The organism is Streptomyces sp. PL-29, from assembly GCF_058344425.1.
In genome coordinates this window covers 5,279,250-5,303,273 of record NZ_CP136996.1, presented here as the reverse complement: position 1 = coordinate 5,303,273, position 24,024 = coordinate 5,279,250, and the positions used below count along the sequence as shown (strand labels likewise).

Sequence of the window (24,024 nt, the reverse complement as noted above, 5' to 3'; positions counted from 1 at the left end):
CCCTCAGGGCCGGTGCCTGATGTTACCGACCCCACCACGTGGCGCAGTCCACCTCTCGCACAGCGTGAAACGGATCACCCATTAGAGGGAGGCTTCAGGAGAAAGCCGTTTCGGTGAGCCAGGCTTCGTCGAACTCACCGGCGGCCACGATGACGGCCGGTCCGGTCATGTCGATCTGCCCGTCGGGGTGTTCGGTGATGACGAGCGTCCCGCCGGGGAGGTCGACGGTGTACGTGGCCGGCTCACCGGTGGCGGCGGGGTCCACGCCGTCGCGGCGGATGGCGGCGACGGCGACGGCGCAGGCGCCGGTGCCGCAGGAGCGGGTCTCGCCGGAGCCGCGCTCGTGGACGCGCATGGCGACGTGGCGGGGGCCGCGGTCGACGACGAACTCGACGTTGACACCCGTCGGGTAGGCGGACGCCGGGCTGAACGGCGGGGCGGTCAAGAGGTTCCCGGCGTCGTCGAGGCTGTCGACGAACGCGACCGCGTGCGGGTTGCCCATGTTCACGTTGCGGGCGGGCCAGCTGCGCGGTCCGACGCTGACGGTGACCTCGCCCTCGGGGAACGCGGCACGGCCCATCGAGACGGTGACGTCGCCCCCCTTGTCGAGGTGCACCCGCTTGACGCCGCCGCGCGTCGCGACCGTCAGGTCACCGGGCTCGACGTGGCCGGCGTACTGGAGGTAGCGGGCGAAGACGCGCACGCCGTTGCCGCACATCTCGGCGACGGAGCCGTCGCTGTTGCGGTAGTCCATGAACCACTCCGCCTCGTCGGCCAGGTGCGCCGCCTCGGGGTGCGCTGCGGACCGGACGACGTGCAGGACCCCGTCGCCCCCGATGCCTGCGCGCCGGTCGCAGAGCTTCGCGACGGCGGAAGCGGGCAGCTCGACGGCGTTGTCCGGGTCCGGGACGATCACGAAGTCGTTCTCGGTGCCGTGGCCCTTGAGGAAGGAGAGGGTGGTCTGCGTCACCCGCCCATGGTACCGAGCCCCTGCTCACGGGCGCCGGGCGACCCGTCGGGGGTCACCGGGGCCCCGGAGCCGGTCACGGGAGGTCCGGGACGGTCGCCGGAAGCCTGGAACGATCACCGCCGCCGGCGGCGGTCAGCGGAGCCGGGCGACCCGGTACACGGCGAGGCCTACGACGACCAGCGCGACCACGGCGTACAGCGCGGCCATGCGCCAGTCGGGGCGGCGGCCGCTCCCCCGGGCCGGGAGACCGGGCCATGTGTAGCCGACTCGTCGGGCGGCCATCATCCCCCAGCCTCCGGCGCAGCAGCTGATGAGGAAGCCGAGCATGGCGACCACGGCTCCGCCGTCGCCGAACTCGAAGGCCAGGGGGAAGGCGAACATCAACGAGCCGGCGGCGGCGAGCATGACGATGGGGGCGATCTGCCACACGCGCAGGCGGCGCTGCGGCCGCAGTTCGACCTCGAACTCGGCTCCGGCGGCCGCCTCGGCCTCGGCGGTGTCCGGGGCGTCCGGGCCGTCCGAGGTCAGCCGCGCGGGGTCCGCGGGCAGCCCGAGGCCCGCGGTCCCGTCCGTCCCGCCGAGAAGCATCGGGTCCGCTTCCCTTCGGGTGTCGTCCCGCCCGGTGTCGCGAGGGCCGGCCTCCATCGCCACGCGCCCTCCCACTCGGACTCAGTACGCCGCCATGCAGTGCAGGTGATCGCACCTGCTGGAGTTTGATGATGGCACGCCCCCGACCCCGCTACGGGCGCCCGGGGCTTCCCGATGCCATCACGTGATCAGGCTGTAACCGCTCGTTCGACCAACGACTCGGCGAGCTGGGGGAGTTCCGCCCGGTCTGCGGCAGCTCCACTGAGCCAGTGGACGCGCGGATCGCGGCGGAACCAGGAGTCCTGGCGGCGGGCGAAGCGCTTGGTCGCCCGGATGGTCTCCGCCCGTGCCTCGTCCTCGGTGCACTCACCCGCGAGCGCGGTCAGCACCTGCTGGTAGCCCAGCGCCCGGGAGGCGGTGATGCCGTCGCGCAGTCCGCGGGCCTCCAGCGCCCGGACCTCGTCCACCAGGCCGTCCTGCCACATCCGGTCGACGCGCCGCGCGATCCGCTCGTCGAGCTCGGGCCGGGCGACGTCGACGCCGATCTGGACCGTGTCGTAGACGGACTCGTGGCCGGGCAGGTTCGCGGTGAACGGCTTGCCGGTGATCTCGATGACCTCCAGCGCGCGGACGATGCGCCGGCCGTTGCTGGGCAGGATGGCCCGGGCGGCTTCCGGGTCGGCGGCGGCCAGGCGGGCGTGCAGGGCGCCGGGCCCGCGCAGCGCGACCTCCTCCTCCAGCCGGGCGCGGACTTCGGGGTCGGTGCCGGGGAACTCCATGACGTCCAGGGCGCCCCGGACGTACAGGCCGGATCCGCCGACGAGGACGGGGGTGCGGCCCTCGGCGAGCAGCTTGTCGATCTCCCCGCGGGCCAGCCGTTGGTACTCCGCGACATTGGCGGTGTCGGTGACGTCCCAGATGTCGAGGAGGTGGTGCGGGACGCCGCCGCGCTCCTCGGTCGTCAGCTTGGCGGTGCCGATGTCCATCCCCCGGTACAGCTGCATGGAGTCGGCGTTGACGACTTCTCCGTCGAACCGGCGGGCCAGGGCTACGCCCAGGTCGGACTTTCCTGCCGCGGTGGGACCGACGACGGCGATGACCCGCGGGGCGGGGGCTGCTTTCCTCACGGCCCCAGTCTCGCAAACCTTGGGGGATGTACCCGATCGAGCTACGTGACGGGGTGATTCCGGGGTCGTTGCCCTGGCGGGGTTCCGGCCGGGGAATGCGCCGTGCGCACGCCCGGCGCGGACCGGTCGCGGACCGGTTCGGTCGACGCGGAACTTCACTCGCACGCGTAACGTTACGGGAGTAGACATGGGCGTTTTTGATCGGTTTTTCCGTCGCAGGAACGAGGCCGTGACCGAAGGGGTCGCGACCGCGGCTCCGGCGGCGGAGTCCGGTGCGGCCGGCGAGAGCGAGCCTGCTGCTGCACAGAGCGAGCCGGCGGAAGCCGTGGAGATTCCGAAGCAGCAGTCGGCGGAGGTGGCCGCGGACAGCGAAGCCGGCGAGGGCGCCCGTACGTAGCGCACGCCAACGGAAGGTGACCCATGGGCCTGCTGGACAATCTGAAGGCCAAGCTCGCTCCGGCGAAGGACAAGGTCGGCGATCTCGCGCAGCAGCACGAAGGCAAGATCAGCGAGGGTCTGGACAAGGTCGCCAAGGCCGTGGACTCCAAGACCAAGGGCAAGTACAGCGGCCAGATCACGAGTGGGACGGGCAAGGCGAAGGACGCCCTGGGGAAGATCGCGCACAAGGACACCCCCGGCGGGCCGACGCCTCCGGCCGCCTCCTGACGCGGTCACGGAAGGGGCCTGGAACCGGCTGGTGCCGGTTCCAGGCCCCTTCGGCGCTCAGGGCCGGTGGAGACCTGCTGCGGGTGCCGGCGGGCCGGCCACCGCTGCGGCCGGGTGGCGCCGGCTACGACCAGGTGGCAACCATGTACCCCACGCCGTACGGGGCGTCCTCGTACAGCAGCCGCCCGACGAGGTCCGCACCCTGCGCGGCGCCGGCCAGCACCTGCCACGGCGCCCGACCCGAGGCCTGGAGCTCGGCCGCGAGCCCGGCGTCGATCGCGGCGAGCGCAGCCGCATCGGCGGCGCCCAGCGCACGGGCGGCGGCGGCGTCGAATCCCGCGGCGCGCTCGTCCAGGTATCCGGGGGCCTTGAGGGTGCGGCAGGCGCTGCCGTCCCCGAGGACCAGCATCGCCACGCGTGCGGCGGAACGCCCCAGATCCGCACCGAGGAGGCCGCAACCGCTCGGGGGCAGGTCCTCGGCGACGGCCACGCCGGCGACCGGGGCGGCCGCCCACCGGGCCCGGCCGAGCAGCCATCCGGCCACCGCGAGGGACGCCGGGAGGGTGCCCGTGGAGGCGTGCTGGCTCGGCGCCTCGCCCAGGTCCGGGCCCAGGGTGACGGTCAGGTCCACGCCGAAGCCGGCGAAGCTGCCGGGGGTGCCCTGGTCGTATCCACCGCCCTCGGCGGCGGCCCCGACCACGACCAGCAGGTCGGGCCGGGAGGCGGCGAGCACCGCGAGCGCGTCGGAGCAGGCGGTGCGGGCGTCGCCGAGTTCGGCGGCGGCGCCCGCGGCGACCTCCGGTACGAGCAGCGGCGGGGCGGGGCAGACGGCGGCGGCTACGAGCATGATCCGCAGCCTAGCCGCACCGCCCCGCAGCCCGGGCCGAAGGCGGGCCCGTCCCTCAGGAGGAGGCGGGCACCGAGCAGCCGGAGGCGGCGGCCGGGAGCGGCGCGGGGACGCCGAGCGTGGGGATGCCGAGCATGACGCCCGCAGGCTGGGCCGGGGCGGCGTTGCGCTTCTCCCAGGCGTCGCCGGCGCGGGTGCGGCGCACGGTCCGCGTCGGGCCCTCGGCCAGCAGGTGGTGCGGGGCGGCGTAGGTGATGTCGACGGTGACCACGTCGCCGGGGCGGACGTCCTGCTCCGGCTTCGTGAAGTGGACCAGGCGGTTGTCGGGGGCGCGGCCGGACAGGCGGTGCGTCGCACCGTCCTTGCGGCCCTCGCCCTCCGCGACCATGACCTCCAGCGTGCGGCCGACCTGCTTCTTGTTCTCCTCCCAGGAGATTTCCTCCTGGAGGGCGACCAGGCGCATGTAGCGGTCCTGCACGACCTCCTTGGGGATCTGCCCGTCCATGTCGGCGGCGGGGGTGCCGGGCCGCTTGGAGTACTGGAAGGTGAAGGCGTTCGCGAAGCGGGCCTCGCGCACCACGTGCATCGTCTGCTGGAAGTCCTCCTCCGTCTCACCGGGGAAGCCCACGATGATGTCGGTGGAGATCGCGGCGTGCGGGATCGCGGCGCGCACCTTCTCGATGATGCCGAGGAAGCGCTCCTGGCGGTACGAGCGGCGCATCGCCTTCAGGATCGGGTCGGAGCCGGACTGCAGCGGCATGTGCAGCTGCGGCATCACGTTCGGGGTCTCGGCCATCGCGGCGATCACGTCGTCGGTGAAGTCGCGGGGGTGCGGGGAGGTGAAGCGGACCCGCTCCAGGCCCTCGATCTGGCCGCAAGCGCGCAACAGCTTGCTGAACGCCTCACGGTCGCCCAGGTCGGAGCCGTAGGCGTTCACGTTCTGGCCGAGCAGGGTGATCTCCGAGACGCCCTCGGCGACCAGGGCCTCCACCTCGGCGAGGATGTCGCCGGGGCGGCGGTCCTCCTCCTTGCCGCGCAGCGCCGGGACGATGCAGAAGGTGCAGGTGTTGTTGCAGCCGACGGAGATCGAGACCCATGCGGCGTACGCGGACTCGCGGCGGGTCGGGAGCGTGGAGGGGAAGGCCTCCAGAGACTCGGCGATCTCGATCTGCGCCTCCTCCTGGATGCGGGCGCGCTCCAGCAGCACGGGCAGCTTGCCGATGTTGTGCGTACCGAAGACGACGTCGACCCAGGGGGCCTTCCTGACGATCGTGTCGCGGTCCTTCTGGGCGAGGCAGCCGCCGACGGCGATCTGCATGCCGGGGCGCTTGGTCTTCATCGGGGCGAGCCGGCCGAGGTTGCCGTACAGCTTGTTGTCGGCGTTCTCGCGGACCGCGCAGGTGTTGAAGACCACGACGTCGGCGTCGCCGTCGGAGCCCTCGGGCGCCCGGACGTAGCCGGCGTCCTCCAGCAGACCGGAGAGCCGCTCCGAGTCGTGCACGTTCATCTGGCACCCGTAGGTGCGCACCTCGTAGCTTCGCTTCTCGTCCACTGCCTGGCTCCGGTCGCTGCTGGTCATGCAACAAGGGTAGGCGGTGGACGGAAGCCCTCCGGCCGCCGTCCGCCGGCTCACCGGGAGGACGCCGGCCTCGCCGGACGAGCCGCAGGTCAAGGGCATCGACGGCGGCCTTGGGCGGGGGCGGGGGGCGGTCCGCGCCGTGACAGGAGGGCGGCCGGGTGGCAGGATCGCGCCCATGCCTCTCGTACCGCCCCGGATCAGCAGGCGCCACGCCCTGCGGGTCCTGGTGACCGTACTCGCCGTGCTCGGTGTGCTCACGTGGTGGCTGAAGCCCTTCGGGCAGGCGGAGCCGGAGGGCGATCTGACCTTCAGCACGGGGGCACGGACCGGTGTCTACCACCGGTACGGAACGCTGTTGCAGCAGGCGCTCGGACGTGACATGCCCGGGGTGGACGTCACGCTGGTGACCAGCGAGGGCTCGCAGGAGAACCTGAAGCGGCTGGCCACCGGGGAGGCGGACTTCACCGTGGCGACGGCGGACGCCGTCGCCAAGTACCGGCTCGACGGCAAACCGGACGCGGACCTGCTGCGCGGATGCGCGCGGCTCTACGACGACTACGTGCAGCTGGTGGTGCCGGCCGGGTCACCGGTGCAGTCGGCGCGGGACCTGCGGGGCAAGCGGGTGGCGATCGGCCAGCCCGGTTCTGGGGTGCGGCTCATCGCGGAGTGGCTGCTCACCGCGGCGGGGATCGACCCGGTCCTGGACGTCACACCGGTGTCCATCGGACTCGACACGATGCCCGCCGAGCTGGAGGCGGACCGTATCGACGCCTTCTTCTGGTCCGGCGGCCTGCCGACCAACGCGGTGCGCGAACTGTCCGAACGCTTCGACATCCGGCTCGTCCAGCTCGGCGACCTGGTGGAGCAGCTCCAGAGCAACGGTGGCCCGGCGCGCTACTACCGGACGGCCGTCATGCCGCAGGACGCGTACACGCGGGCGCGCAACACCAGCGCGGTGACCACCCTGGCCGTGCCGAACCTGCTGGTCACCACGGCCAAGACCGACGCCGCGCTGACCGAGCGGCTCACCCGCACGGTGATCCTGAGCCGCGACCGGGTCGGGCGCGAGGTGCACGCGGCGCAGCTGGTGGACCTGCGCACGGCGATCTACACCGATCCCCTGGAGCTCCACGAGGGAGCCCGGCGCTACTACCGGTCCGTCAAGCCCTGACGTTCACGCCGCGGGCGAGGACGGGGGCAGCAGCATCGTCGCCGCAGCGGCCGCGCCGATCAGTCCCGCGTGGGTGCCCAGGGCCGCCGGCACCACCTGGAGGTTCTGGACGAAGGAGAGTGTGGCGTACCGGGCGAGGTGGGCGCGGATCGGACCGAAGAGGACGTCCCCGGCGGCGGCCACTCCGCCTCCGATGACCGCGATGTCCGTCTCCACGAGGGTGGCGCCGGCCGCGATGCCGGCGGCCAGGGCGCGGCCGGCGCGGTCGAAGGCGGCCCGTGCGACCGGGTCGCCCTGCGCGGCGGACGCCGCCACGCCTGCCGCGGTGGCGTCGCGCGTGGTGCCGGGGCCGGGAGCGCCGTCCGCGCCGTCGCGGCCGCTCCGGACGGAGCCCGCCGACGGGGTCCAGCCCTGAGCGAGGGCCCAGCGGGCGATCGCCGTGCCGGATGCGATCGACTCGACGCAGCCGCGGCCGCCGCAGGCGCACGGCTCGCCGTCGAAGGCCACGCTGATGTGTCCGATGTGGCCCGCGTTGCCGGTCGGACCGGGGTGGAGCCGACCGTTCAGGATCAGGCCGCCGCCGACGCCCGTGGAGACCACCAGGCACAGGGCGTTCGCGTGGCCGCGGGCCGCGCCCAGCCAGTGCTCGGCCGCCGTCATCGCCACGCCGTCACCGGCGAGTACGGTCGGCAGGTCGGCACCGCGCGCCGCGAGCTCCGCCGCGACCCGCTCCTGGACGGGGAAATCCCGCCACGCTCCGATGTTGACCGGGCTGACCGTGCCCCGGGACGTGTCCACCGGGCCTGCACTGCCGATCCCGCAGCGGACGGCGAAGGGCCACAGCGGCGATCGGGACAAGTCGGCGACGACCTCGGCCACCGCCGCCATGACGTCTTCGGCGTCCCCTCCGCGCGGGGTGGCGCGGCGGGTGGTGGCCGACATCGTTCCGTCCGGATGCACCAGCGCCCCGGCGATTTTCGTGCCGCCGATGTCGATCGCCACCGTCGGTCCGGCGGCCGCTGCGGCGGCGCGCGGCGTGGGCGACGGGGCGGTGTGGGTGATCACGGTGGCGGCTCCAGGAAGAGGTCAGGGACCAGTATGCGCCGGGGGCGGCGCCGTACTGCCGCGAGGCTCCAGCCTCGGCCGCTCGCTCTCCCGGACCCCCGGCGGCCCGCCGGCGAGCAGGGACAGCAGTTCCTCGGCGGCCAGCCGACCGAAGCCCGCCGTGTCGCGGACGAGGGCCGTGAGGCTCGGGTGGGTGAGGCGGCACAGCGCGGAGTCGTCCCAGGCGACGATCGACAACCGGCCGGGCACGGGAATGCCCAGCTCGGCGGCGACGGCGCAGCCGGCCACGGCCATCACGTCGTTGTCGTAGACGAGCGCGGTCGGCGCCTGCGGCTCGGCGAGGACCCGCCGGGTGGCGGCCGCGCCCTCCGCGTCGGAGTAGTCGGTGACCACGGAGCGCACCTGGTCCGGGCCGAGGCCCCGGGACTCGGCCCCGGCCCGCAGGGACTCCATCCGGCGGGCCGTGTGCGCGAGGCCGGGGAGCCCCGCGATGTGGATGATTCTGCGGTGGCCCAGCCCGTGGAGGTGGTCCAGTACCTGTGCCATGGCTCCCGCGTCGTCGGCCCGGACGGACGAGACGGACGAGACGGGCGCCGTGGCGGGGAGCACCGGGGAGCCGGGGACCGGGGCGGGCCCGGAGACCTCGGGGACCGGGAGGGCCGGGGTGGGTGTGGTCCGGGGGTCGGGCTCGCCGATGGTGACCGCGGGCAGGCCCAGTTCGGCCAGGAGCTCCGGTCGCGGGTCCCCCGTCCGGGGGTCGACGACGAGTACGCCGTCCACCCGCCCTTCCGCCCACCAGCGGCGGTATACCGCGCATTCGGCGTCGACGTCTTGGACGACCTGGAACAGCAGGGCGGTTCGGGCCCCGGCCAGGACCTCCTGGATGCCGGAGACGAGCTGCAGGAAGAAGGACTCGACGCCGAGTGTGTGCGCGGGGCGGGCCAGCACGAGCCCGACGGCTCCGGAGCGTTCGCTGGACAGTGCCCGGGCCGCGCTGTTGGCCTGCCAGCCGAGTTCGTCGGCGACGCGACGGATCCGGGCCCGGGTGTCCTTCGACACGCCGGGCCGGTCGTTGAGCGCGAAGGAGACGGCGCTCTGCGAGACTCCGGCCCGTCGGGCGATGTCCTTGATCGTGGGTCTGCGGGCCATGGCCTGCCTCATTCATCCTTCGGGCGGTGCGGACTACGGACGGCGATGGCCGGACCGTACGCGATCCGGCAGCGTCGGACACCCCCCGATCACCGCAACCGCCGATCGCCGCGCCGTGCGGGGACGCCCGGGAACAGCCGGCCGCGATGACCGGAAATCGGCTGTCCGTTTCCGCACAGTTCCCATGCAGGCCGCAGCGCTAAACCGCATTAGCCGACAGGGCAGTTCAGAACAGTGGCCTTGTACTGAAGGGACTGAAGCGCATAAGTGGACGCTACGGAGGCCCTGTTGACTTTCCGCACCCGCACCGGCAGTTTGTCGCCCGTCCGGTGAATTCGTGCACACTCCAGAAATCAGGACGCCCTGTGCAGGAACACGCGCCCCGCTTCGGTGCCAACTACACGCCCGCCGAGGGCTGGTTCCACCACTGGCTCGACTTCGACCTCGACGCGGTCCGGGCCGATCTCGACGCGATCGCCGCGCTCGGGCTGGACCACGTCCGGGTGTTCCCCCTGTGGCCGGTCTTCCAGCCCAACCGGGCGCTGATCCGGCCGCGCGCCGTCGAGCAGCTCGTCGCCCTCGCGGACGCCGCCGCCGGACGCGGGCTCGACGTGAGTGTGGACGGGCTGCAGGGGCACGTGTCCAGCTTCGACTTCCTGCCCGCCTGGACCCGGACCTGGCACCGACGCAGCCTCTTCACCGACCCGGACGTGATCGCCGGGCAGGAGGAGTACCTGCGCACGCTTGCCGCGGCACTCGCCGACCGGCCGAACTTCCTCGGCATGACCGTCGGCAACGAGATCAATCAGTTCTCCGGTGCCCCGCACCCCGACCCGGACCGCATCACCCCGGCGCAGGCCGCCGACTGGCTGGAGCGGATGCTCGCGGCCTGCGAGCTCGGGGCGCCCGGCCGGCTCCACGTGCACGCCGAGTACGACGCCGTCTGGTACCGGGGCGACCATCCCTTCACGCCCGCCCAGGCCGCCGGCCTGGGCGGGGCGACCGCCGTCCACTCCTGGGTGTTCGACGGCACCGCGCAGCGGCACGGCGCGCGCGGTACGGCGACCGAGCACCACGCCGCGTACCTGATCGAGCTCTCCAAGGCCTGGGCGCCCGATCCGCACCGGCCGGTGTGGCTGCAGGAGGCCGGCGCACCGGCGCCGCTGATCGGGCCGGAGCAGGCGGCCCGGTTCACCGAGGCCACCGTCGTGAACGCGCTGGACTGCCCGGACCTGTGGGGTGTGACGTGGTGGTGCTCGCACGACGTGTCCCGGGAGCTCGCCGACTTCCCGGAGCTGGAGTACGGCCTCGGCCTGCTCGCCAACGATGGCAGCACCAAGCCGGCCGGCGCCGCGCTCGCCCGGCTCGCCCGGGAGTGGCAGGGCCTCGTACACCGTCCCGCACCGCGCTCCACCGCGCTGGCCGTGGACGTGGGTGAGGCGGAGCGGGCCCCCGGCCGTTCCGTGTGCGCCCCCGGCGGTGTCTTCTTCGACGCCTGGACGGTGCTGACGGCCCGGGGGGGGCGCCCCGCGGTGGTGCTGGCGGAGCGCGCCGGGGACCCTGGCCACCTGGCGGCGCGCGGGATCACCGAAGTGCTGCACGTACGCGACGTGCTGTGACCCGACGCGGCCCGAAGGCGCCCGGCCCCGCCCCGCGCACCACGCCCCGGCGCCGCCCCGCGCCCCGCACACCACGCCCCGGCGCCGGCCCAGACCGACAGGAAGCGGCCCGGCCCATCGGAACCGACCCCGACCCCGACCCCGACCCCGCGCCTTGTGAGGAGCCCCGCATGTCCGAGACCGACCACGGCGTCGACCCCCGTACGCGGCCCGTCCCGTTACGCCCGACCCGGCGCAGAGCGCTGGCCGCCGGGGCGTGCGCCGCCGCCCTGCTGGGCGTGGCCGGCCGCACCCGGGCCGCGGCGGCCACGGCCGGGCCCGAGCACCGGCCGGCCCCCGGCGACCTGGCCCCGTACGCCTCCTACTGGTTCCCCGACTCCCTCCCGGCAGGCACCCCGGGCCCCGGTATCGTGTGGCGCTCGCTCAGCCGGTGGACCCCCGGGAGCGACCCCGACCTGGCCCACAACACCGCGACCGTGCCGCTCGCCGAGCGGTTCACCCCCGTCCCGGCGAACGGGACGGCCCGGGCCGGCCAGGCCGGGATCGCCTCCCTCGTCTCCTTCGCGCCGACCGCCGGGAACCCCGCGCAGGGCTCCGCCACCGCCGACTACTACGCGCTCACGCACTGGGCGTACATCGACGAGCTGGTCTTCTGGGGCGGCTCCGCGGGCGAGGGGATCATCCTGGCCCCGAACGCGCCGGTCGTCGACGCCGCCCACCGCAACGGGGTCCGCGTGCTGGGCAACGTGTTCCTGCCGCCCGTGGCGTACGGCGGCGACCTGCAATGGACCCGCGACCTGGTGCAGCGCGACCGCTTCGGGTGCTTCCCGATCGCGGAGCAGCTCGTCCGGGTCGCGCGGACGTACGGCTTCGACGGCTGGTTCGTCAACGCCGAGACCGACGGCGGCGACAGCGCCCTCGCCACCCGGATGCGGGAGTTCCTGCGGGCCCTGCGGTCGGCGGGCGAGCCGCACGGTCTGCGGATCACCTGGTACGACGCCATGAACAGCACCGGCCGGGTGGGCTGGCAGGGCGCCTTGAACGCCCTCAACCAGGACTTCTTCGAGGACCGCGCCGGAAGGGTCGCGGACACCGTGTTCGTGGACTTCCGCTGGACCCCGCAGACGCTGGCCGCGTCGGGCGCGCTCGCCGACCGGCTGGGCCGCTCCCGCCACGAGCTGTGGGCGGCCGTGGACACGGAGTCCCGGGGCTGGAACACCGACGTCCGCTGGGACGCGATCATCCCGCGGACCGGCGACCACGTCGTCAGCTATGCCTTCTACCGGCCCGAATGGACGCTGGGCCACCTCGCCGACCGCTCCCCCGGCGCCTTCCACCAGGCGGACGACCGGTTCTGGACGGGTGAGTCCCTGGACCCGTCCCGGCCCGCGCCCGAGACTTCCTGGCGGGCTCCCGCGACGGCCGTCGCCGACCGGTCCACGGTCACCGGGCTCCCCTTCGCCTGCTCCTTCAACACCGGACACGGCCTGCGCTGGTACGAGAACGGCCGGGTCGCCTCCGACACGCCCTGGAACCATCTCGGGCTCCAGGACCGGCTGCCGGGCCGGCGCTGGGTCGTGGAGACCGCCGGAACGCCTCCGTCCGTCACCCTGGACTTTGCGGACGCCTGGCGCGGCGGCTCCAGCCTGCTGGTCTCGGGCGACCTGACGGCCCCGGTCGCCGTCGGGCTGCACGCCACCCGGCTGCCGCTGAGCCGGGCGAGCGTCGTGGAGCTGGTGCACGCGACCGGGTCGGGTCCGGTCACCGTCGAGGTCGGCGTGGCAACCCGCGAGCCGTCCGCCCCGGGCGAGCCGGTCCCGTACACCTGGCTACGGGCCGGGAGCGCGGCGACCGGGGCGGGCTGGCAGACGGCCCGGGCCGCGCTCGCACCGCTGGCGGGCAGGACCGCGCACGCCCTGGCCGTACGGATCACCGCGCCCGCGGGCAGGCCGACGCTGTGGCGGCTCGGGGCGCTGTCGGTGCACGACGGTGCCCGCACCCGGTGCCCGGCCCCGCCCACCGCGGCCGCCGTGGACGCCGCCGCCCACCGGGACGGCAGGGCCTGGCTCCGCCTGTCCTGGCGGGCGGCGGCCGGCACCGACGGGCCCCCGCGCCACCACGAGGTGCACCGGGTGCTCCCGAACGGCAGCCGCCGCTTCCTCGGCGGGACCTGCGGCACCGCTCTCTACCTCCCGGGAGTCCCCCGCGCGGGCCGGGAACGGGCCGCCGTCTTCGAGGTACGGGCCGTCGACGAGCTGTACGCGACGTCTGCACCAGCCCCCGCGGTCCTGCCCTGGGAGCCGTGACCCGGCCGGGATCGGGCCGGGATCGGGCCGGGGGTCAGGAGGCCTCGGGGCCGGTGCGCGGGACGGTCACGGTCACGCGCAGTCCGTGCGGCGGGTTCGTCTCGTAGGCGAGGGTCCCGCCGCCCGCGGCCAGCAGGGCCCGGGAGATCGACAGGCCGAGTCCGGAGCCCTTGATGTTCTGGTGGCGGCCGCTGCGCCAGAAGCGGTCGCCGACGCGCTGCAGCTCGTCCTCGGTGAGGCCGGGCCCGCGGTCGGCGACGACGACGCGCACTGAGCGGCCCTCGGCCGAGACCGACACCTCGACCTCCTCGCCGGCGGGCGTGAACTTGAGGGCGTTGTCGATGACGGCGTCGAGCGCGCTGGACAGCGCGATGGGGTCCGCCCAGCCGGTGACGGCGGTCCGGCCCCCCTCGGCGAGCCGGACGCCCTTCTCCTCGGCGTACGGCCGCCAGGCGGCGACCCGCTCCGCCGCCAGCGCGCCGACGTCGGTGAGGCTGATCTCGGCGGAGGCGTGCTCGGCCAGCGCGAGGTCGAGGAGGTCGTCCAGGACCTGGGTCAGGCGCTTGCCCTCGGTCCGCACGGAGGCGATCTCCTCGTTGCCCTCGGGCAGTTCGAGGGCCAGCAGTTCGATGCGCAGGAGCAGCGCCGCGAGCGGGTTGCGCAACTGGTGCGAGGCGTCGGCGACGAAGGCCCGCTGTTGCTCCAGCGCCTCTTCGACGTTGTCGGCCATCTCGTTGAACGAGTGGGCCAGGCGCTGTAGTTCCGGCGGTCCGCTGGCGGCCGCGACCCTGGAGTTCATCCGCCCGGTTGCGATGCCGTGGGCGGCGGCGTCCAGGGTCCGTACGGGCTTGAGCACCCAGCTGGTGAGCCGCAGGGCGGCGCCGAAGGCGACCAGCATCGCGGCCGCGAGGCCGCCGGCGATGAGCAGCCAGCCCGTCAGGATTCGGCCGCGCATGAGGTCGGTCGGCGATTCGGTGGCGACGACCGCAACCACGTCGCCGTCGAGGACGACCGGGGAGACGACGAGCAGCTTTCCGTTGGTCTGCCAGGGCCACACCTGCGGCGGGTCGTGGCTGCGGCGCCCGGCGAGCGCCTCTTTGAAGGCACGGCGGCCCTCGCCGGATTCGGGGAGCTGCCACCAGCCGGGGGAACGCGCCAGGGCGTGGTCGTCGCGGAGGAAGACCCCGACGCGGATGCCGTACAGCTCCTGGTAGCGGGCGAGTTCGAGCTGGAGGAGGTCCCGGCGCTCGCCGGCGCCGGTGGAACCGGCCCCCTCGGCGTCGATGACGAACTGGGCGAGGGCGGCGAAGCGGGCACTGTCGTCGATGCGGTCGACCACGACCCGCTGCTGCTGCCCGGCGGCGAGGGACACCGCGAGCGGGAAGCCGAGCGCGAGGAGCGTGCCCGCCATCAGGATGACGAGCAGGGGCAGCAGACGTGCGCGCACGGCAGGGTCCCTAGGGGGCGGTGGGGGCGACGAGCCGGTAGCCCACCCCTCGGACGGTCTCGATCAGGGCGGGCATGCGCAGCTTGGAGCGCAGCGAGGCGACGTGGACCTCCAGGGTGCGCCCGGTCCCCTCCCAGCTGGTGCGCCACACCTCGCTGATGATCTGCTCGCGCCGGAAGACGACACCGGGCCGCTGCGCGAGCAGGGCCAGCAGGTCGAACTCCTTGCGCGTGAGGGGTACGTCGATGCCGTCCACGCTGACCCGGCGGGTGGGCAGCTCGATGCTGACGGGGCCGAGGCGGACGGTGGGGGGAGCACCGGTTCCGGTGGCGAGCGCCTCCTCGGAGGCCCCGGTGCGCCGGGCGACGGCGTGGATGCGGGCGAGGAGCTCGCCGGTGTCGTAGGGCTTGACGACGTAGTCGTCGGCTCCCATGTTCAGGCCGTGGATCCGGGAGCGTACGTCGGCCCGTGCGGTGACCATGATGACGGGCGTGGCGGTGCGCTTGCGGATCTTGCCGCACACCTCGTAGCCGTCTTGGTCGGGCAGGCCGAGATCGAGCAGGACCACGCCGAAGGGCGGGGCGCCGGCGGGCAGCAGCGCCTGGAGCGCCTCCTCGCCGTTGCGGGCGTGGGTGACCTGGAAGCCGTGCCGGGCGAGGACCGCGGACAGGGCGGCGGCGACGTGGTCGTCGTCCTCGACGAGCAGCAGTCTCATGTCGTCCCCCTTTCCTCATTCTTTCTCGGTCGACCGGTACCCGAATCTCGGCCGTGGTCTCGGTCGGGGGTCACGGTCCTTGCGGTTTCCCGGCCCGCGCGGCAGGTCGGTGCCGGACGCACGGCCGCAGAAAAGGCCACCCTGCATCCACGCCGATGCGGAGTCCCACGTCAAGGGGGTTCCGCCGCGGCGAGCCTTCCGTTATGCACCCGGTACGCGCGCATGATCGACCACGCCGGGGCCGCGCACGGAGCGTATCCGTCGGAGGCCGGATCGTTATGCTCAATTCTCCCTCAGATGTGATGACGTTGTGCGCGGGTCGTCACTACTGTCCTCCCAACCGAGGAGGACGGAGCTAGAAGCCGATGAGCGGAGTATCAGTGACCAAGGACGTTCAGGACGCGGCCGGTACCGCGGACGACCTGGTCGTGCTGAGCAACGTCAACAAGCACTTCGGCGCGCTGCACGTGCTTCAGGACATCGATCTGAGCATTGCCCGCGGCGAGGTGGTCGTGGTGATCGGTCCTTCGGGATCGGGCAAGTCCACGCTGTGCCGGACCATCAACCGCCTGGAGACCATCGACTCGGGCACCATCACGCTCGACGGCAAGGAGCTGCCCTCCGAGGGCAAGGAGCTCGCCCGTCTGCGCGCCGACGTCGGCATGGTGTTCCAGTCCTTCAATCTCTTCGCGCACAAGACGGTGCTGGAGAACGTCATGCTGGGCCAGCTGAAGGTCCGCAAGACCGATCAGGCCACGGCCCGCGCGAAGGCGGTGTCCCTGCTGGAGCGGGTCGGCGTCGGCACCCAGGCCGACAAGTACCCGGCCCAGCTCTCCGGCGGCCAGCAGCAGCGCGTGGCCATCGCCCGCGCGCTGGCGATGGAGCCGAAGGTGATGCTCTTCGACGAGCCCACCTCGGCCCTCGACCCGGAGATGATCAACGAGGTGCTGGAGGTCATGCAGCAGCTCGCCCGCGAGGGGATGACCATGGTGGTCGTGACGCACGAGATGGGCTTCGCCCGCTCCGCGGCGAACCGGGTCGTCTTCATGGCCGACGGAAAGATCGTCGAAGAGGCCACCCCCGAGCAGTTCTTCAGCAACCCGCGCAGTGATCGGGCGAAGGACTTCCTGTCGAAGATCCTGCACCACTGAGGTTTACGTCTGGTAGTGATCCGTGTGCGGATCACCGCCGGACGGGTTCCTGTCGGCCGTGCGTGCGCCGCAAGCGTCGCTCGTCGTTCAACAACGTCTCATCCGAGGGAAGTTCACCATGAAGATCTCCAAGGCCGCCGCGGCCGCGGCAGTCGCCGTCGCCCTGTCCCTGACCGCGACCGCGTGTGGTGGCAGCAAGCAGGACGCCGCCTCTGACGGCGGTGCGTCCGGTGGCGCCAAGGACAAGATCGTCGTCGGTATCAAGTACGACCAGCCCGGTCTCGGCCTGAAGACCCCGGACGGCAAGTTCACGGGCTTCGACGTCGACGTGGCGACCTACGTCGCCAAGGAGCTCGGCTACCAGCCCGACCAGATCGAGTTCAAGCAGGCCGTCAGCGCCGAGCGCGAGAACCTGCTCTCCAACGGCGACGTCAAGTTCATCGTCGCGACCTACTCGATCAACGACAAGCGCAAGGAGCGGGTCGACTTCGCCGGCCCGTACTTCCTCGCGCACCAGGACCTGCTGGTCCGCGCGGACGACACGAGCATCACCAAGGTCGAGGACCTGAACAAGAAGAAGCTCTGCTCGGTCACCGGCTCCACCTCGGCACAGAACGTCAAGAAGACCCTGGCCCCCGAGGCCGACCTGCTGGAGCAGGGCGGCTACTCCGAGTGCCTCACCGGCCTGGAGAACGGCAAGGTCGACGCCCTCACCACGGACAACTCGATCCTGGCCGGCTATGCCGCGCAGGAGCAGAACAAGGGCAAGTTCAAGCTCGTCGGTCTGAGCATGAGCAACGAGAACTACGGCATCGGCCTGAAGAAGGGCGACAAGGAGCTCCAGACCAAGATCAACGCCGCGCTCAAGAAGATGGTCGAGGACGGCAGCTGGCAGAAGGCGGTGGACGCGAACCTCGGCCCGGCCAACTACAAGAACGAGCCTGCTCCGCAGATCACCGAAGGCAGCTGATTCATCGGTGAGGGACGTCGCCGCCCGCCTGCCTCGGGCGGCGGCGCACCTCACCGGCCATCCTGGGGAGAGCGCAGGGCATCGTGTTCGATTTTCTTGATTCCGGGCAGTACGACGTGCTCGGAGCCTTCTGGGTGACGGTTCAGCTCACCCTCTACTCGGCGGTCGGGTCCCTGATCTGGGGCACCGTCCTGGCGGGAATGCGGGTCAGCCCGGTCCCGCTGCTGCGGGGCTTCGGTACCGCGTACGTCAACCTGGTGCGCAACACTCCGCTGACCTTGCTGGTCATCGGCTGCTCGCTGGGTCTCAGCCAGACCCTCGGGATCGATCTGGGCGGCACCACCTTCAAGGAGACCGGCTTCCGGCTCGCGGTCCTCGGATTGGTCGCCTACACCGGCACCTTCGTCTGCGAGGCCCTGCGCGCCGGCATCAACACCGTGCCCGTCGGCCAGGCCGAGGCGGCCCGCGCACTGGGGCTGAGCTTCTTCCAGGTGCTCACGCTGATCGTGCTCCCCCAGGCCTTCCGGGCGGTCGTCGCACCGCTCGCCAACGTACTGATCGCGCTCACCAAGAACACCACGGTGGCGGCGACCATCGGCGTGGCCGAGGCGGCGCTGCTGATGAAGGAGATGCTGGAGAACGAGGCCCAGGCGGTCTTCGCCGTCTTTGCGGTGTTCGCCCTCGGTTTCGTTCTTCTGACCCTCCCCACCGGTCTGCTGCTGGGCTGGGTGGCCAAGCGAGTGGCGGTGAAGCGATGAGCTCCGTGCTGTACGACACCCCCGGCCCCCGGGCCAAGGTGCGCAACTGGATCTACAGCGGGATCTTCGTCGTCCTGTTCGGTCTCGCCCTGTGGTGGGCGCTGTCCCTCATGGGCGAGAAGGGCCAGCTCGACGCCGACAAGTGGACCCCCTTCGTCACCGACAGCCGGGTCTGGACCACGTACCTGATTCCCGGTCTGGTGGAGACCCTCAAGGCCGGTGCGCTGGCCATGGTGATCGCCCTCCCGCTCGGTGCGGCCCTGGGCATCGGCCGGCTGTCCGACCACGCCGGAGTCCGGGCAGCGGTCGGCGCGTGGGTGGAGTTCTTCCGCGCCATCCCGGTGCTGATGCTGATGCTGTTCAGCAGCGCGCTGTACGCCCCGCAGCTCATGGACGTCCCCTCCGACACCCGGCCGTTCTGGGCCGTGGTCACGGGCCTCGTCCTCTACAACTCGGCCGTCATCGCAGAGATCGTCCGGGCGGGCGTGCTCTCCCTCCCCAAGGGGCAGTCGGAGGCGGCGAAGGCCATCGGCCTGCGCAAGGGCCAGACCATGACCCACGTGCTGCTGCCGCAGGCCGTCACGGCCATGCTGCCGGCGCTGGTCAGCCAGCTGGTCGTGATCCTGAAGGACACCGCGCTCGGCGGCGCCCTGCTCGGCTTCGCGGAACTGCTCTCCATGAACCGGCAGATCGCGGCGAACTACAGCAACACGATCCCGACGATGCTCGTGATCGCCCTGATCTACATCGTGGTGAACTTCACCCTGACCACTCTGGCCTCCTGGCTGGAGAAGCGGCTGCGGGGGTCGAAGAAGAGCACCGGTGCGGTGCTCGGCGCGGAAGAGGTCGACGACCCGGTCCCCGGGGCGAACACCGCGGCCGGAGCCTGACGGTACCCCGACCGGCAGCCCCCGAGGCCTGACGTCCGGTCAGCCATGGTGCCTATCCAGCGTGGTGCGGCGGAACACATCCGCCGCACCACGCTGCGTTGCGCCCTCGGGTGTCACTTGACGCAGACACCTCCAATGGGTTGCATACGTTCTGTGATCACATACCGGACATCGGGAGCCGCGCCGTGGACCCGGTGATCGTCGTCGGCGCGGGGCCCGTCGGACTGTCCCTGGCCCTGGCGCTCGCGGGCGCGGGCGTGCCCTCCGTCGTGCTCGACGAGCGGCCCGGCAAGGACGAGGTACGGCCAGCCCGCACGGTCGTCCTCCACGCGGACACGGCGGCCATGGCGCACCGGCTGGGCTGCACGACCCTGCGCGACGAGGCGGCGTACTTCGCCGCCTGGCGCACCATGCGGCGCGGCCGGGACGCCCAACGGCTCACCTTCGAGGACCATCCCGCGCCCCTGCACGTCCCTCAGCACGCTCTGGCGCGCGGACTGCGCGATTCCGCGGCCGCGCACCCCCTCGTCCAGCTGGTCTGGGACAGCAAGCTGGACTCCCTGGAACAGGACGACCGGGGCGTCACCGCGCACACCCGGGGCGCCGAGACCACCTGGTGGCGCGGAAGTTACGTGGTCGGCTGCGACGGGGCCCGCTCCACCGTGCGCAAGCTGCTCGGGATCCGCTTCCCGGGCCGTACCGCCGTCGAACGCCACGCCGTGGCCGCGCTGCGCACCGAACTGCCCTGGCCCGGCGAGGCCCTGCTGCACCGCAGCGCGCCGCAGGAGGTCACGTCGCGGCCGCTGCCCGACGGGGTCTGGCGGCTGGACTGGCTGCTCCCGGCGCGCGGCGAGCTCGTCACCCCCGACGCGTTGGTCACCCTGATCCGCGACACCCTCGCGCAGTGGTGCGGCGGTACGACTCCCCCGTACGACCTGCTCGACACCGGCGTGCACACCCTGCACCACCGGCTGGCCCGGCGCTGGCGGGACGGGCGGGCGTTCCTCGCCGGCGATGCCGCGCACCTGCTGGGCGCGCTCGGCACCCAGGGCGTCGAGGAGGGGCTCCGGGACGCCGAGAACCTGGCGTGGAAGCTCTCCCTGGCCTGGCACCAGGGCGCCTCTGCGGCTCTGCTCGACAGCTATGAGGACGAACGGCGCACCGCGGTGGCCGCCCGGCTGCGCGCGGCCGACCAGGCCATGCCGACGCTGCGGACCGGGAGCGGTCTGCGCAACTACCTTCCGGGAGCCTCACGTTCCGCCGAGTCCCTGCTGACCGACGGCCATCTGGGCCGGGGGCCGCTGGGCGCGGAGCCGGCGTACGCCCCGCCCGTCGCCGTGCGCGAGGTACCGACGGCCACGGAACCGGGCGGGCCGGTCGCGAACGTCCCGGTCACCGCACCCGACGGGGCGACGGTGCCGCTGCGGGACCTGCTGGGCCAGGGCCGGCTGCTGGTGGTGCTGGTGGCCCCGGGCACCGGGGTGTGGGACCGGCGCCACTGGATGGGCGCCGGGCTGATGCCCCGCCTGGCCGCCGCGGTCAGCGCCCTGCCCGTCCGCACCGACCTGCTCGTCGCCGACAGCTACCCCGGCGCCCCGGCGCACACCGTGCTCCTCGTGCGACCGGACGGGCATCTGGCGGCGACCTTCGCAGGGGTCCGCCCGGCAGAGCTCTACGAGGCGGCGGACGCCGTCCGGGCCGGTGCTCCCGCCTCCCGGGTACCCGCGGCCTCGAAGCCGCAGACGCCCACACCGACACCGACCGTCGTGATCGACTGACCGTGTGCGGGCCGCATCTCGGCCAGGGTCCCACGGCCACCGCGTTCCCCGCCTCCACGGGCCCGCGGGACTCGGGGCGCTCCGGGCGGGGCACTTCGGCGGCCCCACCCCCGAGGAGGTGCGCACGCTCTCGTGGGCGGCGCGGCGCTCCCCGTGTCGTGGGGGTCGCCCGGCGTCCGGCCCGAGGGCTGCGCCCGCCCCGGGCCGCGCGCGACTCAGTCCCCCGGATACCCGAGGTCGTCGGCGTCCTCGCCCTCCGCTTCCAGTGCGCGGCGGACCACTCTCAGGGCCATGCCTTCCGGGTATCCCTTGCGGGCGAGCATTCCGGCCAGCCGCCGGATCCGCTTCTCCCGCTCCAGGCCCCGGGTGGATCGGAGCTTGCGCTCGACGAGTTCGCGGGCGGTCTGCTCCTCCTGGTCGGAGTCCAGCCGGCCCAGGGCCTCCTCCACGAGGGTGGCGTGCACCCCCTTGGTCCGGAGCTCCTGGGCGAGCGCGCGGCGGGCCAGGCCCCGGCCGCGGTGGCGGGACTCGACCCAGGCTCCGGCGAACGCCGCGTCGTCGATCAGGCCCACTTCCTCGTAACGGGAGAGGACCTGCTGTGACACCTCGTCGGGGATGCCCCGCTTGTGCAGGGCGTCCGCGAGCTGGCGCCGGGTACGCGGGTTCCCCGTGAGCAGGCGCAGGCAGATGGCCCGCGCCTGCTCCTCGGGGGTCTGGGGCGGCAGCTCCTGGCGGCCCTCACCGCCTCCTCGGCTCCTGCCGCCCGCTTCCTGCCCGAGCACGGGTCAGCTCTTGGCCACGGCGGCCTTGGCCGCCGTCTTGGCCTTCGATGCCGGTGCGGGCGCGGCCGCGGCATCGGCGGGGGCGGCGGGTGTGGCAGCGGCCGCGTCGTCGCCGTCCTTGCGGAGGCCCACGCCCAGCTTCTCCTTGATCTTCCGCTCGATCTCGTTCGCGAGGTCCGGATTGTCCTTGAGGAAGTTGCGGGCGTTCTCCTTGCCCTGGCCGAGCTGATCGCCCTCGTACGTGTACCAGGCGCCGGCCTTGCGGATGAAGCCGTGCTCCACGCCCATGTCGATCAGGCCGCCCTCGCGGCTGATGCCCTGGCCGTAGAGGATGTCGAACTCGGCCTGCTTGAACGGCGGCGCGACCTTGTTCTTCACGACCTTGCAGCGGGTGCGGTTGCCGACCGCCTCCGTGCCGTCCTTCAGCGTCTCGATGCGGCGGATGTCGATGCGCACCGAGGCGTAGAACTTCAGCGCGCGGCCACCGGTCGTGGTCTCGGGCGAGCCGAACATCACGCCGATCTTCTCGCGGAGCTGGTTGATGAAGATCGCGGTGGTCTTGGACTGGTTGAGGGCACCGGTGATCTTCCGGAGCGCCTGGCTCATCAGGCGGGCCTGCAGACCCACGTGCGAGTCGCCCATCTCGCCCTCGATCTCGGCGCGCGGCACGAGGGCCGCCACGGAGTCGATGACGATCAGGTCGAGGGCACCGGAGCGGACCAGCATGTCCACGATCTCCAGTGCCTGCTCACCGGTGTCCGGCTGCGACAGGATGAGGTTGTCGGTGTCGACGCCGAGGGCCTTGGCGTACTCCGGGTCGAGTGCGTGCTCGGCGTCCACGAAGGCGACGGTGCCACCGGCCTTCTGCGCATTGGCCACGGCGTGGAGGGTCAGGGTCGTCTTACCGGAGGATTCCGGGCCGTAGATCTCGACGACGCGGCCGCGCGGCAGCCCGCCGACGCCCAGGGCGATGTCCAGCGCCGTCGACCCGGTGGAGATGACGTCGATGGGGTCGTTCGGCTTGTCGCCGAGACGCATGACCGCGCCCTTGCCGAATTGCCGTTCAATCTGTGCGAGAGCGGCGTCGAGAGCCTTCTCACGGTCGGTGCCTGCCATGGGTTCCACCCGGTTTGCTTGAGTCGATCGCTTCACGCCATTGACGCTAATGCCTGCCACTGACAATGCGCCTCCACGACCGGTTCGGCTGTGGATAACCCATCAGAATGGATGTTCGATTTTCCTGTCAAGCTCGCCACACCCAGAGCGCTATGCCCTGATTACGCAGATATCCTATGGAGTGTGATCGAGTCTGGACGGCCACGACTCCGTAGGCGCCCCGGCCCGGGAAGGCTCGTGCGGCTGTCGCCGGTCATCCTGACCATCGTCATCGCCGGCCTGGCATACAACACTCCGCCGGAGATGGCCTTCAGCCGCCTCCTACCCGCGGCGCCGGCCCTCGCCGCCGCGATGTGGACCGTGCTCCCCACCGTCCTGCTCGGGACCGTCTGCCTCATCCTGATGATCGGCCTCAGCTTCATCTTCCCGGACCTCGGCACGTGGTGGACGTGCGCGGGGATCATCGCGGTCACCGTGGCCGCCGCGTACGGCAGCCACGTCCGGCTCCAGCGGGAGCGCACGCTCTTCCAGGTCAGACTCGTCGCCGACGCGGCGCAGCAGGTGGTCCTCAGCCCCATGCCGCGCCTCCTCGGCAGGATCGAGATCGAATCCCTGTACCTCGCGGCCGCGGCGGAGGCCAGCATCGGCGGGGACTTCTACGAGGTGGCCGACACCCCGCACGGCGTCAGACTGCTCATCGGTGACGTGCGCGGCAAGGGCCTGCCGGCGGTCGGGGCCGCCGCGGCGATCGTCAACGCCTTCCGGGAGGCCGCCTACGGCGAGCCCGACCTGGTCGAGGTCGCCCGCCGGCTGGACGCCAGCAGCACCCGCTACAACGCCGCCTTCCCGCCCGAGGGGCCGATGGAGCGCTTCGCCACCGCCCTACTCGTCCAGATCCCGCACGAGGGCGGCCGCATCGACGTCCTCAACTGCGGGCACCCCCCGCCACTGCTCCTGAACCGCCGCGGGCTGCGCACCCTCGAATCGACCGCCCCGTCGCCGCTGCTCAGCCTCGCGGACCTGATCGGCGACCGGTACAGCATCGACAGCTTCGACTTCGCCCCCGACGACCTGCTGCTCCTCTACACCGACGGGATCGCCGAGGCCCGCGCCCGCGACGGCGAGTTCTTCCCGCTGGCCACGTGGATGGGCAGCCAGCCCCCGACTCCGCCGCAAGCGCTCCTCAAGGCCCTCCACCGCGACCTCCTGCGCTACAGCAGGGGGCGTCTCGACGACGACATCGCGGCCCTGGCCGTCCGCCTGCGCGGCCCCCTGGCCGCGGATCCCCCGTAGGCCGCGCGCCCTCCAGGTCGCCGGCCCACGGTCACGG

Annotated in this window: 22 protein-coding genes; 11 read left to right on the top strand and 11 right to left on the bottom strand. The window is 72.6% G+C overall.

The features are described 5' to 3' along the window. Positions 1–94: 94 nt before the first annotated feature. From dapF to miaA, 3 genes are all read right to left on the bottom strand, one after another. Positions 95–970 carry a diaminopimelate epimerase gene (gene dapF / locus R4Z63_RS24480; RefSeq protein ID WP_037929809.1) on the bottom strand — a complete coding sequence of 292 codons (876 nt, stop codon included), beginning with the start codon at positions 968–970 and terminating at the stop codon, positions 95–97. 132 nt (positions 971–1,102) lie between these two features. Next, positions 1,103–1,615 (bottom strand): hypothetical protein, encoded by a 513-nt coding sequence (locus R4Z63_RS24475; RefSeq protein WP_384448427.1) that lies wholly within the window; start codon positions 1,613–1,615, stop codon positions 1,103–1,105. A gap of 131 nt (positions 1,616–1,746) precedes the next feature. Further along, positions 1,747–2,685: a tRNA (adenosine(37)-N6)-dimethylallyltransferase MiaA gene (gene miaA, locus R4Z63_RS24470; protein ID WP_384448293.1), complete on the bottom strand. Its 939-nt coding sequence runs from the start codon at positions 2,683–2,685 to the stop codon at positions 1,747–1,749. 229 nt (positions 2,686–2,914) lie between these two features. Here miaA and R4Z63_RS24465 point away from each other — a divergent pair, with 229 nt between their 5' ends. Next, positions 2,915–3,082 carry a gliding motility protein gene (locus R4Z63_RS24465; protein ID WP_370466464.1) on the top strand — a complete coding sequence of 56 codons (168 nt, stop codon included), beginning with the start codon at positions 2,915–2,917 and terminating at the stop codon, positions 3,080–3,082. A 23-nt stretch (positions 3,083–3,105) separates the two neighbouring features. Then, complete coding sequence (locus R4Z63_RS24460; RefSeq protein WP_384448290.1) at positions 3,106–3,351, top strand: antitoxin; 246 nt, start codon at positions 3,106–3,108, stop codon at positions 3,349–3,351. Positions 3,352–3,475: 124 nt separating this feature from the next. Here R4Z63_RS24460 and R4Z63_RS24455 read toward each other — a convergent pair whose 3' ends face one another. Together R4Z63_RS24455 and miaB are read right to left on the bottom strand one after the other, a co-directional pair. Then, entirely contained in the window at positions 3,476–4,198 is a 723-nt protein-coding gene (locus tag R4Z63_RS24455; protein WP_384448287.1) for a class III extradiol ring-cleavage dioxygenase family protein, read from the bottom strand. Positions 4,199–4,253: 55 nt separating this feature from the next. After that, positions 4,254–5,777: a tRNA (N6-isopentenyl adenosine(37)-C2)-methylthiotransferase MiaB gene (gene miaB, locus R4Z63_RS24450; protein WP_384448283.1), complete on the bottom strand. Its 1,524-nt coding sequence runs from the start codon at positions 5,775–5,777 to the stop codon at positions 4,254–4,256. 175 nt (positions 5,778–5,952) lie between these two features. On the opposite strand from miaB, the gene R4Z63_RS24445 reads away from it, so the two are divergent. Next, positions 5,953–6,948 (top strand): TAXI family TRAP transporter solute-binding subunit, encoded by a 996-nt coding sequence (locus R4Z63_RS24445; RefSeq protein WP_037929823.1) that lies wholly within the window; start codon positions 5,953–5,955, stop codon positions 6,946–6,948. A gap of 3 nt (positions 6,949–6,951) precedes the next feature. On the opposite strand, the gene R4Z63_RS24440 is transcribed toward R4Z63_RS24445, so the two are convergent. Next, positions 6,952–7,950, bottom strand: coding sequence for an ROK family protein (locus R4Z63_RS24440; RefSeq protein WP_384448424.1), 999 nt, complete (start codon positions 7,948–7,950; stop codon positions 6,952–6,954). Positions 7,951–8,034: 84 nt separating this feature from the next. Further along, positions 8,035–9,162, bottom strand: coding sequence for a LacI family DNA-binding transcriptional regulator (locus tag R4Z63_RS24435; protein WP_384448279.1), 1,128 nt, complete (start codon positions 9,160–9,162; stop codon positions 8,035–8,037). A gap of 365 nt (positions 9,163–9,527) precedes the next feature. Here R4Z63_RS24435 and R4Z63_RS24430 point away from each other — a divergent pair, with 365 nt between their 5' ends. Further along, complete coding sequence (locus tag R4Z63_RS24430) at positions 9,528–10,781, top strand: glycoside hydrolase 5 family protein (RefSeq protein ID WP_384448276.1); 1,254 nt, start codon at positions 9,528–9,530, stop codon at positions 10,779–10,781. Positions 10,782–10,951: 170 nt separating this feature from the next. Further along, positions 10,952–13,087 carry an endo-beta-N-acetylglucosaminidase gene (locus R4Z63_RS24425; RefSeq protein WP_384448274.1) on the top strand — a complete coding sequence of 712 codons (2,136 nt, stop codon included), beginning with the start codon at positions 10,952–10,954 and terminating at the stop codon, positions 13,085–13,087. A 34-nt stretch (positions 13,088–13,121) separates the two neighbouring features. Here R4Z63_RS24425 and R4Z63_RS24420 read toward each other — a convergent pair whose 3' ends face one another. Both R4Z63_RS24420 and R4Z63_RS24415 read right to left on the bottom strand, forming a co-directional pair. Then, positions 13,122–14,534, bottom strand: coding sequence for a sensor histidine kinase (locus R4Z63_RS24420; RefSeq protein ID WP_384448271.1), 1,413 nt, complete (start codon positions 14,532–14,534; stop codon positions 13,122–13,124). 10 nt (positions 14,535–14,544) lie between these two features. Beyond that, on the bottom strand, positions 14,545–15,249 hold the full coding sequence (locus tag R4Z63_RS24415; RefSeq protein ID WP_037929835.1) for a response regulator transcription factor: 705 nt from the start codon (positions 15,247–15,249) through the stop codon (positions 14,545–14,547). Positions 15,250–15,614: 365 nt separating this feature from the next. On the opposite strand from R4Z63_RS24415, the gene R4Z63_RS24410 reads away from it, so the two are divergent. The 5 genes from R4Z63_RS24410 to R4Z63_RS24390 all read left to right on the top strand — a co-directional run bounded on the left by R4Z63_RS24410 (position 15,615) and on the right by R4Z63_RS24390 (position 20,796). Next, positions 15,615–16,400 (top strand): amino acid ABC transporter ATP-binding protein, encoded by a 786-nt coding sequence (locus R4Z63_RS24410; protein ID WP_037929838.1) that lies wholly within the window; start codon positions 15,615–15,617, stop codon positions 16,398–16,400. 118 nt (positions 16,401–16,518) lie between these two features. Beyond that, positions 16,519–17,370 (top strand): glutamate ABC transporter substrate-binding protein, encoded by an 852-nt coding sequence (locus R4Z63_RS24405; RefSeq protein WP_384448267.1) that lies wholly within the window; start codon positions 16,519–16,521, stop codon positions 17,368–17,370. An 83-nt stretch (positions 17,371–17,453) separates the two neighbouring features. Continuing rightward, positions 17,454–18,128, top strand: coding sequence for an amino acid ABC transporter permease (locus R4Z63_RS24400; RefSeq protein ID WP_037929845.1), 675 nt, complete (start codon positions 17,454–17,456; stop codon positions 18,126–18,128). Then, positions 18,125–19,018 carry an amino acid ABC transporter permease gene (locus tag R4Z63_RS24395; protein WP_037929848.1) on the top strand — a complete coding sequence of 298 codons (894 nt, stop codon included), beginning with the start codon at positions 18,125–18,127 and terminating at the stop codon, positions 19,016–19,018. Before R4Z63_RS24400 ends, R4Z63_RS24395 begins: the two co-directional genes overlap by 4 nt. Before the next feature lie 185 nt (positions 19,019–19,203). Beyond that, on the top strand, positions 19,204–20,796 hold the full coding sequence (locus R4Z63_RS24390; RefSeq protein ID WP_052031341.1) for an FAD-dependent monooxygenase: 1,593 nt from the start codon (positions 19,204–19,206) through the stop codon (positions 20,794–20,796). A 215-nt stretch (positions 20,797–21,011) separates the two neighbouring features. Here the strand turns inward: R4Z63_RS24390 and recX are convergent, their stop codons facing one another. Then, the gene (gene recX / locus R4Z63_RS24385; protein ID WP_037929851.1) at positions 21,012–21,578 is read right to left on the bottom strand and encodes a recombination regulator RecX; all 567 of its coding nucleotides are present in this window, start codon (positions 21,576–21,578) and stop codon (positions 21,012–21,014) included. A 3-nt stretch (positions 21,579–21,581) separates the two neighbouring features. Further along, positions 21,582–22,694, bottom strand: a complete 1,113-nt coding sequence (gene recA, locus R4Z63_RS24380) for a recombinase RecA (protein WP_037929854.1) — start codon at positions 22,692–22,694, stop codon at positions 21,582–21,584. Positions 22,695–22,931: 237 nt separating this feature from the next. On the opposite strand from recA, the gene R4Z63_RS24375 reads away from it, so the two are divergent. After that, a complete protein-coding gene (locus R4Z63_RS24375) occupies positions 22,932–23,987 on the top strand; it encodes a PP2C family protein-serine/threonine phosphatase (protein ID WP_384453887.1) in 1,056 nt (351 codons plus the stop codon). Positions 23,988–24,024 lie beyond the last annotated feature (37 nt).